Genomic DNA, 14104 nt, shown 5'->3' with positions numbered 1-14104 from the left:
TGCGGGATGCAGGCTCCCTGTGGTCGCTACCTGGCTGGCTCCGCTCACTCGATCGTGTGGAAATGGTCAGGACATGCAACCCTCAGGACCCCCTGGGGAGTCGACCGTCTTGACGAGAGGAGGTGCCGCCAGTGATCGCGAACGTATCGGCCCACCGGCGGGCGAACGCCTTCGCCCAGGCCCTGGAGGAGCATTCCGACCAGGGTCCGGCGGCCGAGCAGTCCGTGGACTCCGCGCCCGTACCCGCGGCCGCACCCGTGGAGTCCCCCGAAACCACCGGCCGCGCCGGACCGTCCGAGCAGAGCCACCTGCTGGCCCTGGCGGACGGTCTCGACGCGCTGCCCAAGCCCGCCCTGGACCCCGAGGTCAAGGTCGTCCAGCGCGCCCAGCTCGTGGCCGCGATGGAAGCCATGTTCCTCGAGGGCGGCAGTCCCACCGTGCCCGAGCAGCGGTCCCGCAAGGGTGCCCACCGAGCGGGTGCCCTGCGGAAGTTGCGGCCGCGGACCCGTCTGTCCAAGGGCATCGCGGCGGGCGGCCTCACGGTCGGCGTCGCCGCCGGCGCGTTCGGCGGAGTGGCCGCGGCCAGCTCCGACGCACTCCCCGGCGATTCGTTGTACGGCCTCAAGCGCGGCATGGAGGACTTCAAGCTGGGCCTGGCCGACGACGACACCGACCGCGGCCAGATCTATCTGGACCACGCGTCGACCCGCCTGAACGAGGCTCGCAGGCTCATGGAGCGGGGCCGCTCCGGCCCGCTGGACCACGAGTCCCTCGGTGAGGTCAGGCGCGCTCTCTCCGGCATGCGGCACGACGCCGCGGAGGGCCACCGCCTGCTCCTCGAGGCGTACGAACGCGACGGCTCCCTGGGCCCCATCCAGGCCCTCTCCGCGTTCTCCCGGTCGCACCGCGAGGCTTGGACCGACCTCCAGGGCCGCCTGCCCGTCCAGCTGGGCGACGTCGGAGAGCAGGTGAACTCCGTCTTCGACGCCATAGACGAAGAGGTCGACCCGCTGCGCTCCCTCCTGCCCAGCGCACCGGAGAAGGGCGGCTCCGGCGGGCGTACGTCACAGAGCCCCAGCGGCTCCGACAAGGCCGAAGGCCGGACCTCCCACCCCTCGGGCGGCGGCAGCTCGCACACCGGCGGCGCGGGCAGCGACAGCAGGCCCAAGCCCTCCACGTCGGACCGCAAGGACGACGGCCTGCTCGGCGGCACCACCGGCGGCCTTCTCGAACCACCGGACGAGAAGACCAGCCCGGAGCCCTCGGACGGCAAGAGCAAACCCGGCCAGCACAGCTCCCCGGCTGAACCGGACGTCACCCTGCCCCCGCTCCTGCCGGGCCTCGAGCTCCCGGAACTCGGCATCAAGGGTGAGGACGCGAACTAGTCCCTACCCGTACGTGCCTGGGGGCGCCCTCCACACAGGAGGGCGCCCCCAGGCACGTACCCGCACTCAAAAGAACACGGCCAAGAAGAAGACGGCCCGGACGAACTCGGCCCGGACGAACTCGGCCTAGAAGAACACCGACCGCCGCTGCACCAACAGCTTGTACAACGAGTGCTGGATCTGCTCCCGCACCTGATCCGTCAGGTTGAACATCAGCATCGGGTCCTCCGCCGCCTCCGGCGGATACCCGTCCGTCGGGATCGGCTCGCCGAACTGGATCGTCCACTTCGTCGGCAACGGCACCGCCCCCAACGGACCGAGCCACGGAAACGTCGGCGTGATCGGGAAGTACGGGATGCCGAGGACCCGCGCCAACGTCTTGGCGTTGCCGATCATGGGGTAGATCTCCTCCGCCCCGACGATCGAGCACGGCACGATCGGCGAGCCCGTCCGCAGCGCCGTCGACACGAAGCCGCCGCGGCCGAACCGCTGCAGTTTGTAGCGCTCGCTGAACGGTTTCCCTATGCCCTTGAAGCCCTCCGGCATCACGCCCACCAGCTCGCCCCGCTCCAGGAGCCGCTCCGCGTCCTCCGCGCATGCCAGCGTGTGCCCTGCCTTGCGGGCCAGTTCGTTGATCACCGGCAGCATGAAGACGAGATCCGCGGCGAGCAGCCGCAGGTGCCGGCCGTCGGGGTGGTTGTCGTGCACCGCGACCTGCATCATCAGGCCGTCCAGCGGCAGCGTCCCGGAGTGGTTGGCGACGATCAGCGCCCCGCCGTCGGCGGGGATGTTCTCGATGCCCTTCACCTCGACCCGGAAGTACTTCTCGTAGAAGGGCCGCAGCATCGACATCAGGACCTGGTCGGTGAGCTCCTCGTCGTAACCGAAGTCGTCGACCTCGTACTCCCCCGTCAGCCGCCGCCGCAGGAACGCCAGGCCGCCCGCGATGCGCCGGTCCCAGCCGTCACCGCCGCCGGCCCGCGGCCCCGGCACCCGGCCCTGCGGCTCGGCGGGCGCCGGCTGCTCCTCCGCGAGCTGCTGCGCGCCCTGCGGCTGCCCCTCCTGCTGTCCGGGCAGCGCCGCGACCCCGGCCACGGGGTCCCCCTTGCGCCGGGGCGCGGACCTGCGGCGCGAGGTGCGCTGCGCGCTGCCGCGCGACCGGTCGTCGTCGAACGGAATGACCTTGGCGTCCGCCATCGTTGACGCTCTCCTCAGTTGGCGCTCGGGTGGCCGCCCGCGAGGGGCAGCGCGGCGATCCGGTCGACTGCCCTCGCGAGGGCACCTGGTGGCAGCAGCCCGGGGCCCCGGCTGCGTACGAAGTCCGCGAAGGTCTCCGCGGTCGTGTACTTCGGCTCAAACCCCAGTGTCTCGCGCATCTGCCGGGTGGCCACGACCCTGCCGTGGGTGAGCAGCCTGATCTGCTCGGGCGAGAAGTCCGTCGCGCCGAGCGTGCGCAGCGCCGAGCCGACCCAGGTGACGGCCGGCAGGAACATCGGCACCGTGGGGCGGCCGAGCCGCCGCGAGCACTGGGACAGAAGCAGCTGGCCGTCGCCCGCGATGTTGAACGTGCCGCTGTTGAGCGTGCCGCGCCGGGGCTCGTGCGAGGCGAGCCGCAGCACCTCGACCGCGTCGTCCTCGTGGACGAACTGGAGGCGCGGGTCGTAGCCGAACACGGTCGGCAGGACCGGCAGCGAGAAGTACTCGGCGAGCGGGGAGTCCGCGGCGGGGCCGAGGATGTTCGCGAAGCGCAGCACGCACACCGCGACGTCCGGGCGGCGCCGCGCGAAGCCGCGCACATACCCCTCGACCTCGACGGTGTCCTTGGCGAAGCCACCGCTCGGCAGCGACTTGGGCGGCGTCGTCTCCGTGAAGACAGCGGGGTCCTTGGGCGCCGACCCGTACACGCTGGTGCTCGACTTCACCACGAGCCGCTTGACCGTCGGCGACTTCTGGCAGGCGCCGAGCAGCTGCATGGTGCCGATGACGTTGGTCTCCTTGACCGAGCCACGCCCGCCTCCGCGGCCGCCGAGGGCGGTCGCCGTGACGTCCATGTGCACGACCGTGTCGACGCCGTGTTCGGCGAGGATCCTGGCGACCGTGGGCTGGCGGATGTCGGCCTGGACGAAGTCGGCGCCGCCCAGATGGTGCTCGGGCGGTACCGCGTCGACGGCGACCACCCGGTCGACGTCGGGGTCTCGCTGGATGCGCCGGACGAACCGTCCGCCCAGCTGTCGGGCCACCCCGGTCACGAGCACGACCTTGCCCAAGATCAGCGCCTGCCTTTCCCCAAACCCTCGCCTCAGCGGCGTCGGCTGTGTCCCGGACCACGCTATCGGGTGGACGTTGCGCTGTGATGTCCGTGCACCCGGAGACGGCCGAAAACACCGAAGCCCTCCCGCCGGATGACGGGAGGGCTTCAGAACGCGCTGTTACAGCGGTCGCCTACTTCTTGTTGCGACGCTGAACGCGAGTGCGCTTCAGCAGCTTGCGGTGCTTCTTCTTGGCCATCCGCTTACGCCGCTTCTTGATAACAGAGCCCACGACTACCCTCGCTCACTTCTCTTCACTCGGTGCGGGGCAGCAGACTGGGCCCACACGACCTACGTCGGCCTAGCCTACCCGTCCCGGCGTGAGGGACGTAATCGAGGGGCCATGACCCCTGCGCGACGGGCCCTCGGGGCCCCTCGCTCAACCTGCTTCGACCCCCACATAGGACTCGCGGAGGTACTCGTGAACCGCCTGCTCCGGAACCCGGAAGGACCTTCCGACCCGGATGGCGGGCAGATGACCGCTGTGCACCAGCCGGTACACGGTCATCTTGGACACTCGCATCACCGAGGCGACTTCCGCCACGGTCAGAAACTGAACCTCGTTCAGCGGCCTCTGGTCTGCAGCCATGACACCCCACCTGAACCTTCCGCACATGACGGGCACCGGCTTCCCCTTCCGGTGACTCTTCGTCGCTGCGCGCTCACTCCCCAGACTAGGGGCGGATGATGCGAGTGGGGAAGAGGAGCAGCCATCGGCCGCCTACTGTGACAGACACGCTCGATTGAGTACATAGCGAGTAAGCGGTCGGTAGTAATCAGACCGCACAGCGTCATCAAGCGGAACGACGACGGACACCCGCCCCTCGGCCTCCCCGACGAACAGCGCGGGATCGTCCGTATCCGCCAGACCGATCGCCTCAAACCCCAGCTGACCTGCTCCGCAGACCCATCCGTGGTCCCCCACGACCAACCCGGGAAGCGGTCCGCCGGCCTCCGCCGCCGCATCCAGAGCGGCTCGAACCGGGAGCGGCGAGTGGGTGTGTGCGCCGGTCTCACTCCCGGTCGGGCGCACGCCGGGTTCGCGCACCAGCGCGACTCCTTGTACGTAGTCAAGGTTGTACGTGCGTAGGCCAAACCGGGTCGTTATGTCGACACTGTTGCCCTGCGCGGGGGTGAGGACGGGACATCCGGCCGCCGACAAGGCGTCCGCCAACGCGACGTAGAACCCGAGCAGCCGATGCGGGTGACCGGTCCCGAAGAGGACGGGGAGCCGCCTCCGCGCGGCGGCCGCGAGCCGTTCCGCGAACGCGTCGAGCGCCGCCAACGTCCGTTCCGGATCGATGACGTCGGCTCCCGAGGTGCACCGCGGATCGGCCGACACTCCACACTTGTCCGACATCAGCCGCAACAGGTCGCCCGAGCCCCAGCTCCACTCGGGGTCCAGTCCGAGCAGTATCCGCGGGTCGCGGGCCGCGAACAGCCGGTAGCTCCGCAGGCTCTCCTCCCGAGAGGTCGCCACGGGCCCGGCCAACCGAGCCGCCAACAGGTGCGCACGCAGGGCGCCGGTGCTCAACACGCTGCCGATGCTGGCGCATCCACGCCCGGCCGTCCCCAAAACCCCGGAAACCACCCACAGTTGGGCTAACACGGGCACAATCGGGGCTGGCCCCTCCGCTGAGGCGCCCCCGGGCCTTTGGACGCGCTGCTACGCCAGCAGCCCCCGCAGCGGAAACACGGCACGCCGCGCGGCAAGCACCGCCTGGTCGAGGCGGTCAGCCGGGTCGTATCCCGACTCCCACCCCTTCCAGTCCACCGGCCACCGGCCGTCCGTCATCCGCCCCGGCGCCAACTGCCGCGTCCGCGCGAAGACTTCCTGCCGCCAGGACTCGGGGATGTCCGCCGTCGGCTCGACGGGCCGCCCCGCGGCGATGGCGACAAGATGCGTCCAGGACCGCGGCACCACGTCCACCACGGCGTACCCCCCGCCGCCGAGCGCGACCCACCGACCGTCCGCGTACTCGTGGGCCAGCTCGTGGCACGCCACTTGCACCGCCCGCTGCGCGTCCAGCGACACGGCGAGGTGCGCCAACGGATCCTCGAAGTGCGTGTCCGCACCGTGCTGCGTGACGAGGACCTGCGGCCGGAACTCGGCGAGCAGCTCGGGCACCACGGCATGGAAGGCCCGCAGCCATCCCGCGTCCCCCGTACCGGCGGGCAGCGCGATGTTCGCGGCCGTCCCCTCCGCCGCTCCGTCCGCTCCCGTCTCCTCGGGCCATCCGGTCTGCGGGAAGAGCGTCCGCGGATGTTCGTGGAGCGAGACCGTGAGGACCCGCGGGTCCTCCCAGAAGGCGGCCTGCACCCCGTCGCCGTGGTGCACGTCGACGTCCACATACGCGACGCGCTCCGCGCCCAGTTCCAGGAGCCGGGCGACGGCCAGCGCCGCGTCGTTGTAGATGCAGAACCCGGAGGCACTGCCGGGCATCGCGTGGTGCAGCCCACCCGCGAAGTTCACGGCGTGCAGCGCGTCCCCGCGCCACACGGTCTCGGCCGCGCCTACGGACTGGCCGGCGATGAGCGCCGACACGTCGTGCATCCCGGCGAACGCCGGGTCGTCCTCCGTGCCGAGCCCGTACTCCCCCCGCGCGGACGCCGGATCCACGGAGGCGGCCTTCACCGCGTCCACGTAGTCCCCGCGGTGCACGAGCCGCAGCGTCGAGTCACCGGCGCGCTTGGCCGAGACCACCTCCACATCCCGGTCGAGCCCGAAAGCGCCGACCAGACTTCGGGTCAGCCCGAGCCGGACCGGGTCCATCGGGTGACCCGGGCCGAAGTCATAGCCCGTTACTGCCTCGTCCCACATCAGCTGTGCGCGGCCACTCATGCCCGTCACCGTACCGGTCCGGTCCCGGGGCGAAGGAACGGGCGTACAGCAAGGTCAAGAGCACCAACACCATGGGAACGACCATGGCCCCCCGGTAGTTCCAGGCATCCCCAAGTGCTCCCACCAGCGGCGAACCGATCAGGAACCCCACATAGTTGAAGATGTTCAGTCGCGCGACGGCCACATCCGAAGCATCCGGGAACAGCCTCCCCGCCGCGGCGAACGTCTGCGGAACGATCACGCACAGCCCGAGGCCGAGGACCGTGAACCCGGCGATCCCGACCCATGCCCCCGGCGCCGCCGCCACGACCGCGAACCCGAGCGCCGCCACCACGGACCCGGCCCGCACCACCGCCACGGCCCCGAAGCGCCGCACGCCCACATCCCCGAGCCCGCGCCCCACCAGCGTCATGACCATGTAGACGTTGTACGGAACGGTGGAGACCTCCTCCGAGCTCCCCAGCACGTCCTCCAGGTATTTGGCGCTCCAGTTGGAGACGGTCGAGTCGCCGATGTAGGCGAAGGTCATCACCAGGCAGAGCGGCAGCAGCGCCTTGAACACGACACCGCCCCCGCGCCCGCCCACCTCGCCTGCCCCTGACGCGACACCCTTCCCGTCGACGTACCACCGACTTCCGACCAACGCGGCCGGCAACAAGACTCCAACGACCGGGAGATAGGAGACGAAGAGCGACAGGTCCCAGTGCGCCCCGGCCCACGCCAGCGACGCCCCCATGATCCCGCCGAGGCTGTACGCGGCGTGAAACCCGAGCATGATGCTCCGCCCGTACGCCCGCTGAAGACTGACCCCGAGCATGTTCATGGACGCGTCCAGCGCACCCACCGCGAGACCGAACGCCCCGAGCGCCACGGCGACCTGCCACAGCGCGTCGCCCGCGCCCACTCCCAGCAGCGCCAGCAGCACGACAGGCTGCGACCACCGCAGCACCGCGCTCGGCGGCCCCTTCTTGACCAGCTGCTCGGCGCCCACGCTCCCGACCCCCGCCAGGATCGGCACCGCCGCGAGGAAGACGGGCAGCAACCCGTCGGATATTCCGTAACGGTCCTGGATCGCCGGGATCCGCGTCACGAGCAGGGCAAAGGTCACGCCCTGCACCAGGAAGGCGAACGCCAACGAGGCCCTGCCGCGCCGCAGCACTTCGGTCATGGCTGCAGAGCGTAGGGCCCCGGACTACCCGTGGGTAGATAGATCACTCGACCAGATTCAGCGGCCCACGCGCCCCTCGAAGCCCTCGCAGCCCACTCCGCCCGGCGCCTCGGCGGCCTTCCCGACCATCCGCTCCATCGGCGCGACGACCAGCGCACCACTGGCCGACACGGTCAGCGTGAGCGTCACGGCCGCGATCGCCCACCGAGCCACACCATCGTGTCGACGGGCAGCGTGTAGGCCCCCACGACCCGCAGCACCGCCTCCCCGAACAGCGCCGCACCCCACACGACCGAGAACATCCGCTCCAGGGGACGGGGCAGGACCGCGACAGGGGCGTCGGTGGCGAGCTGGCGCATGATCGGGTTCCTCCGCGACGACCTCAGCTTCGCGCCCGGGGCCCGCCCACCGGCAGAAACGATCGTCCGGACCTCCTCATGACAAATGTCGGCCCCGCAGCCCGGCCGTCGTCATACGAGCAGGTCAGGCAACTCCCGCAGGTCACTGAAGAGTTCAGTCGCCCCCACGAGCCTCTCGGCGGGCGTCATGGCGGTGTACCCGAGGACATCCATTCCGGCGGCGACAGCGGCCTGCACCCCGAGGGGACTGTCCTCCACGACGACACATTTCTCCGGCGCCACGCCCATGCGCTCGGCGGCATACAGGAAAAGGTCGGGCGCCGGCTTGCCACGCCCGACGTCCTGCGAACTGAAGACCCGGTCCTCACTGAACCACTTGTCGAGTCCAGCCTTGCGGTGCCCGACCCGAATCCGCTCGTGACTCCCGGAAGAGGCCAGACAGTAGACAACGCCGTCCCCGGCAAGCTTCTCCAACACGTCCACGGCGCCGTCGACGGGCTGCAGCTCCCGCTCGAACGCGGCGAACACACGCCCGTGGAAGACCTCGTCGAAGTCGTCGGGCAGCCGCCGGCCACTCCGCTCGAGAATCAGATCGTGAATGCGGTGCATGGCGGACCCCATGTAGTCGCGCAGGGATTCCTCGTACGTGGTGGGGTGCCCGCATTCGGTCAGGTAGCGGGCCAGGATCGTATTGGAGAGCGGCTCGCTGTCCACCAGAACGCCGTCGTTGTCGAAGATGACGAGGTCGTATCGCATGCTTCCGACCCTAATCGTTCTCCATAAATTCCCCTGGAACGCAGAAAACCCCCGCACCGTGAGGTGCGGGGGTTTTCCCAAAAAAAGTTCGGCGGCGTCCTACTCTCCCACAGGGTCCCCCCTGCAGTACCATCGGCGCTGTGAGGCTTAGCTTCCGGGTTCGGAATGTAACCGGGCGTTTCCCTCACGCTATGACCACCGAAACACTATGAAACTGTCAACCGCACCATGCGTGACCATGCATGGGGTTGTTCGTGGTTTCAGAACCAACACAGTGGACGCGAGCAACTGAGGACAAGCCCTCGGCCTATTAGTACCAGTCACCTCCACCCGTTACCGGGCTTCCAGATCTGGCCTATCAACCCAGTCGTCTACTGGGAGCCTTAACCCCTCAAAGGGGGTGGGAATACTCATCTCGAAGCAGGCTTCCCGCTTAGATGCTTTCAGCGGTTATCCTTTCCGAACGTAGCCAACCAGCCATGCCCTTGGCAGGACAACTGGCACACCAGAGGTTCGTCCGTCCCGGTCCTCTCGTACTAGGGACAGCCCTTCTCAATATTCCTACGCGCACAGAGGATAGGGACCGAACTGTCTCACGACGTTCTAAACCCAGCTCGCGTACCGCTTTAATGGGCGAACAGCCCAACCCTTGGGACCGACTCCAGCCCCAGGATGCGACGAGCCGACATCGAGGTGCCAAACCATCCCGTCGATATGGACTCTTGGGGAAGATCAGCCTGTTATCCCCGGGGTACCTTTTATCCGTTGAGCGACGGCGCTTCCACAAGCCACCGCCGGATCACTAGTCCCGACTTTCGTCCCTGCTCGACCCGTCGGTCTCACAGTCAAGCTCCCTTGTGCACTTACACTCAACACCTGATTACCAACCAGGCTGAGGGAACCTTTGGGCGCCTCCGTTACCCTTTGGGAGGCAACCGCCCCAGTTAAACTACCCATCAGACACTGTCCCTGATCCGGATCACGGACCGAGGTTAGACATCCAGCACGACCAGAGTGGTATTTCAACGTTGACTCCACGAACACTGGCGTGCCCGCTTCACAGTCTCCCACCTATCCTACACAAGCCGAACCGAACACCAATATCAAACTGTAGTAAAGGTCCCGGGGTCTTTCCGTCCTTCTGCGCGAAACGAGCATCTTTACTCGTAGTGCAATTTCACCGGGCCTATGGTTGAGACAGTCGAGAAGTCGTTACGCCATTCGTGCAGGTCGGAACTTACCCGACAAGGAATTTCGCTACCTTAGGATGGTTATAGTTACCACCGCCGTTTACTGGCGCTTAAGTTCTCAGCTTCGCACGCCCGAAAGCGCACTAACCGGTCCCCTTAACGTTCCAGCACCGGGCAGGCGTCAGTCCGTATACATCGCCTTACGGCTTCGCACGGACCTGTGTTTTTAGTAAACAGTCGCTTCTCGCTGGTCTCTGCGGCCACCCCCAGCTCAGAGTGCAAAACTCATCACCAGGAATGGCCCCCCTTCTCCCGAAGTTACGGGGGCATTTTGCCGAGTTCCTTAACCATAGTTCACCCGAACGCCTCGGTATTCTCTACCTGACCACCTGAGTCGGTTTAGGGTACGGGCCGCCATGAAACTCGCTAGAGGCTTTTCTCGACAGCATAGGATCATCCACTTCACCACAATCGGCTCGGCATCAGGTCTCACCCACATGTCATCCGGATTTACCTAGATGACGGGCTACACCCTTACCCCGGGACAACCACCGCCCGGGCTGGACTACCTTCCTGCGTCACCCCATCACTCACCTACTACCACCTTGGGTCAGCGGCTCCACCACTCCCCTTTGCCCGAAGGCTCCAGGGCGGCTTCACGGCCTTAGCATTAATGGGCTCGATGTTTGACGCTTCACAGCGGGTACCGGAATATCAACCGGTTATCCATCGACTACGCCTGTCGGCCTCGCCTTAGGTCCCGACTTACCCTGGGCAGATCAGCTTGACCCAGGAACCCTTAGTCAATCGGCGCACACGTTTCTCACGTATGTATCGCTACTCATGCCTGCATTCTCACTCGTGAACCGTCCACCACTGCCTTCCGGCGCAGCTTCACCCGGCACACGACGCTCCCCTACCCATCCCAGCCCCCGTTGGGGGTATGTGCTGGAATGACACGACTTCGGCGGTACGCTTGAGCCCCGCTACATTGTCGGCGCGGAATCACTAGACCAGTGAGCTATTACGCACTCTTTCAAGGGTGGCTGCTTCTAAGCCAACCTCCTGGTTGTCTCTGCGACTCCACATCCTTTCCCACTTAGCGTACGCTTAGGGGCCTTAGTCGATGCTCTGGGCTGTTTCCCTCTCGACCATGGAGCTTATCCCCCACAGTCTCACTGCCGCGCTCTCACTTACCGGCATTCGGAGTTTGGCTAAGGTCAGTAACCCGGTAGGGCCCATCGCCTATCCAGTGCTCTACCTCCGGCAAGAAACACACGACGCTGCACCTAAATGCATTTCGGGGAGAACCAGCTATCACGGAGTTTGATTGGCCTTTCACCCCTAACCACAGGTCATCCCCCAGGTTTTCAACCCTGGTGGGTTCGGTCCTCCACGACCTCTTACAGCCGCTTCAACCTGCCCATGGCTAGATCACTCCGCTTCGGGTCTTGAGCGCGCTACTAAACCGCCCTATTCGGACTCGCTTTCGCTACGGCTTCCCCACACGGGTTAACCTCGCAACACACCGCAAACTCGCAGGCTCATTCTTCAAAAGGCACGCAGTCACGAGGATGAAGCAAGCTCCATCCCGACGCTCCCACGGCTTGTAGGCACACGGTTTCAGGTACTATTTCACTCCGCTCCCGCGGTACTTTTCACCATTCCCTCACGGTACTATCCGCTATCGGTCACCAGGGAATATTTAGGCTTAACGGGTGGTCCCGCCAGATTCACACGGGATTTCTCGGGCCCCGTGCTACTTGGGTGTCTCTCAAACGAGCCGCTGACGTTTCGACTACGGGGGTCTTACCCTCTACGCCGGACCTTTCGCATGTCCTTCGCCTACATCAACGGTTTCTGACTCGTCTCACAGCCGACAGACTGTGAAAGAGAGATCCCACAACCCCGTATGCGCAACCCCTGCCGGGTCTCACACGCATACGGTTTGGCCTCATCCGGTTTCGCTCGCCACTACTCCCGGAATCACGGTTGTTTTCTCTTCCTGCGGGTACTGAGATGTTTCACTTCCCCGCGTTCCCTCCACACTGCCTATGTGTTCAGCAGCGGGTGACAGCCCATGACGACTGCCGGGTTTCCCCATTCGGAAACCCCCGGATCAAAGCCTGGTTGACGACTCCCCGGGGACTATCGTGGCCTCCCACGTCCTTCATCGGTTCCTGGTGCCAAGGCATCCACCGTGCGCCCTTAAAAACTTGGCCACAGATGCTCGCGTCCACTGTGCAGTTCTCAAACAACGACCAACCACCCATCACCCCGGACCAGTAGCCCGAGTGCACTGGGGTCGGCATTGAGGTCGGGAACAAGTCCGTACCCTCAGATACCCAACAGCGTGCCCGGCCGGACTCTGTCCGGAGATCGTGCTTTCCACACTCTGACGAGTAGTACTTGCAGCCTCCGGCCCAGGTTCAGGCCGAGTAGTCAACGTTCCACCCATGAGCAACCACCGTCGGACGTTTGCCGACGTAGTGGCCTCTGAACCAGGCAAGCCTGGTTTAGAAGTGCTCCTTAGAAAGGAGGTGATCCAGCCGCACCTTCCGGTACGGCTACCTTGTTACGACTTCGTCCCAATCGCCAGTCCCACCTTCGACAGCTCCCTCCCACAAGGGGTTGGGCCACCGGCTTCGGGTGTTACCGACTTTCGTGACGTGACGGGCGGTGTGTACAAGGCCCGGGAACGTATTCACCGCAGCAATGCTGATCTGCGATTACTAGCAACTCCGACTTCATGGGGTCGAGTTGCAGACCCCAATCCGAACTGAGACAGGCTTTTTGAGATTCGCTCCACCTCGCGGTATCGCTGCTCATTGTACCTGCCATTGTAGCACGTGTGCAGCCCAAGACATAAGGGGCATGATGACTTGACGTCGTCCCCACCTTCCTCCGAGTTGACCCCGGCGGTCTTCTGTGAGTCCCCATCACCCCGAAGGGCATGCTGGCAACACAGAACAAGGGTTGCGCTCGTTGCGGGACTTAACCCAACATCTCACGACACGAGCTGACGACAGCCATGCACCACCTGTACACCGACCACAAGGGGGGCACCATCTCTGATGCTTTCCGGTGTATGTCAAGCCTTGGTAAGGTTCTTCGCGTTGCGTCGAATTAAGCCACATGCTCCGCTGCTTGTGCGGGCCCCCGTCAATTCCTTTGAGTTTTAGCCTTGCGGCCGTACTCCCCAGGCGGGGAACTTAATGCGTTAGCTGCGGCACCGACGACGTGGAATGTCGCCAACACCTAGTTCCCACCGTTTACGGCGTGGACTACCAGGGTATCTAATCCTGTTCGCTCCCCACGCTTTCGCTCCTCAGCGTCAGTAATGGCCCAGAGATCCGCCTTCGCCACCGGTGTTCCTCCTGATATCTGCGCATTTCACCGCTACACCAGGAATTCCGATCTCCCCTACCACACTCTAGCCTGCCCGTATCGACTGCAGACCCGGGGTTAAGCCCCGGGCTTTCACAACCGACGTGACAAGCCGCCTACGAGCTCTTTACGCCCAATAATTCCGGACAACGCTTGCGCCCTACGTATTACCGCGGCTGCTGGCACGTAGTTAGCCGGCGCTTCTTCTGCAGGTACCGTCACTTTCGCTTCTTCCCTGCTGAAAGAGGTTTACAACCCGAAGGCCGTCATCCCTCACGCGGCGTCGCTGCATCAGGCTTTCGCCCATTGTGCAATATTCCCCACTGCTGCCTCCCGTAGGAGTCTGGGCCGTGTCTCAGTCCCAGTGTGGCCGGTCGCCCTCTCAGGCCGGCTACCCGTCGTCGCCTTGGTGAGCCATTACCTCACCAACAAGCTGATAGGCCGCGGGCTCATCCTTCACCGCCGGAGCTTTTAACCCTCCCTCAGGAGAGGGAAGGTGTTATCCGGTATTAGACCCCGTTTCCAGGGCTTGTCCCAGAGTGAAGGGCAGATTGCCCACGTGTTACTCACCCGTTCGCCACTAATCCCCACCGAAGTGGTTCATCGTTCGACTTGCATGTGTTAAGCACGCCGCCAGCGTTCGTCCTGAGCCAGGATCAAACTCTCCGTGAATGTGTACCGGTAATCCGGTGACACAGCACGAGAGCG

General features: G+C 65.5%; 11 protein-coding genes and 3 rRNA genes. 1 reads left to right on the top strand and 13 read right to left on the bottom strand.

What is annotated here, in order from left to right:
* Positions 1-131: 131 nt before the first annotated feature.
* Positions 132-1385 carry a DUF5667 domain-containing protein gene (locus DEJ47_RS21460; RefSeq protein ID WP_150170712.1) on the top strand — a complete coding sequence of 418 codons (1254 nt, stop codon included), beginning with the start codon at positions 132-134 and terminating at the stop codon, positions 1383-1385.
* A 126-nt stretch (positions 1386-1511) separates the two neighbouring features.
* Here DEJ47_RS21460 and DEJ47_RS21455 read toward each other — a convergent pair whose 3' ends face one another.
* The 13 genes from DEJ47_RS21455 to DEJ47_RS21405 form a co-directional block, all read right to left on the bottom strand.
* Positions 1512-2582 carry a lysophospholipid acyltransferase family protein gene (locus DEJ47_RS21455; protein ID WP_150170710.1) on the bottom strand — a complete coding sequence of 357 codons (1071 nt, stop codon included), beginning with the start codon at positions 2580-2582 and terminating at the stop codon, positions 1512-1514.
* Positions 2583-2596: 14 nt separating this feature from the next.
* On the bottom strand, positions 2597-3652 hold the full coding sequence (locus tag DEJ47_RS21450) for an NAD-dependent epimerase/dehydratase family protein (RefSeq protein WP_150170708.1): 1056 nt from the start codon (positions 3650-3652) through the stop codon (positions 2597-2599).
* A 175-nt stretch (positions 3653-3827) separates the two neighbouring features.
* Complete coding sequence (locus DEJ47_RS21445) at positions 3828-3926, bottom strand: 30S ribosomal protein bS22 (protein WP_003948845.1); 99 nt, start codon at positions 3924-3926, stop codon at positions 3828-3830.
* A 147-nt stretch (positions 3927-4073) separates the two neighbouring features.
* Entirely contained in the window at positions 4074-4283 is a 210-nt protein-coding gene (locus DEJ47_RS21440; RefSeq protein ID WP_157869005.1) for a helix-turn-helix domain-containing protein, read from the bottom strand.
* A gap of 132 nt (positions 4284-4415) precedes the next feature.
* On the bottom strand, positions 4416-5231 hold the full coding sequence (locus DEJ47_RS21435) for a phosphatase (RefSeq protein ID WP_150170705.1): 816 nt from the start codon (positions 5229-5231) through the stop codon (positions 4416-4418).
* 129 nt (positions 5232-5360) lie between these two features.
* The gene (locus tag DEJ47_RS21430) at positions 5361-6536 is read right to left on the bottom strand and encodes an acetoin utilization protein AcuC (protein WP_150170703.1); all 1176 of its coding nucleotides are present in this window, start codon (positions 6534-6536) and stop codon (positions 5361-5363) included.
* Positions 6487-7704: an MFS transporter gene (locus tag DEJ47_RS21425; protein WP_150170701.1), complete on the bottom strand. Its 1218-nt coding sequence runs from the start codon at positions 7702-7704 to the stop codon at positions 6487-6489. The genes DEJ47_RS21430 and DEJ47_RS21425 overlap by 50 nt, the downstream gene beginning before the upstream one ends.
* 57 nt (positions 7705-7761) lie before the next feature.
* Positions 7762-7893 (bottom strand): hypothetical protein, encoded by a 132-nt coding sequence (locus tag DEJ47_RS37395; RefSeq protein WP_263398898.1) that lies wholly within the window; start codon positions 7891-7893, stop codon positions 7762-7764.
* The gene (locus DEJ47_RS36490) at positions 7890-8063 is read right to left on the bottom strand and encodes a hypothetical protein (RefSeq protein ID WP_190415904.1); all 174 of its coding nucleotides are present in this window, start codon (positions 8061-8063) and stop codon (positions 7890-7892) included. The genes DEJ47_RS37395 and DEJ47_RS36490 overlap by 4 nt, the downstream gene beginning before the upstream one ends.
* 111 nt (positions 8064-8174) lie before the next feature.
* Positions 8175-8819 carry an HAD family hydrolase gene (locus DEJ47_RS21420; protein WP_150170699.1) on the bottom strand — a complete coding sequence of 215 codons (645 nt, stop codon included), beginning with the start codon at positions 8817-8819 and terminating at the stop codon, positions 8175-8177.
* Between the two features lie 86 nt (positions 8820-8905).
* A 5S ribosomal RNA gene (rrf, locus tag DEJ47_RS21415) occupies positions 8906-9022 on the bottom strand.
* An 87-nt stretch (positions 9023-9109) separates the two neighbouring features.
* Positions 9110-12231, bottom strand: a 23S ribosomal RNA gene (locus tag DEJ47_RS21410).
* A gap of 311 nt (positions 12232-12542) precedes the next feature.
* Positions 12543-14068, bottom strand: a 16S ribosomal RNA gene (locus DEJ47_RS21405).
* The 16S, 23S and 5S rRNA genes sit together here, the layout of an rRNA operon.
* Positions 14069-14104: the final 36 nt, after the last annotated feature.

Origin of the sequence: Streptomyces venezuelae (genome assembly GCF_008642355.1) — a bacterium.
GTDB lineage: Bacteria > Actinomycetota > Actinomycetes > Streptomycetales > Streptomycetaceae > Streptomyces > Streptomyces venezuelae_B.
Note: the sequence above shows the minus strand (reverse complement) of the source record. Positions and strands in the feature narration are given on the sequence as shown.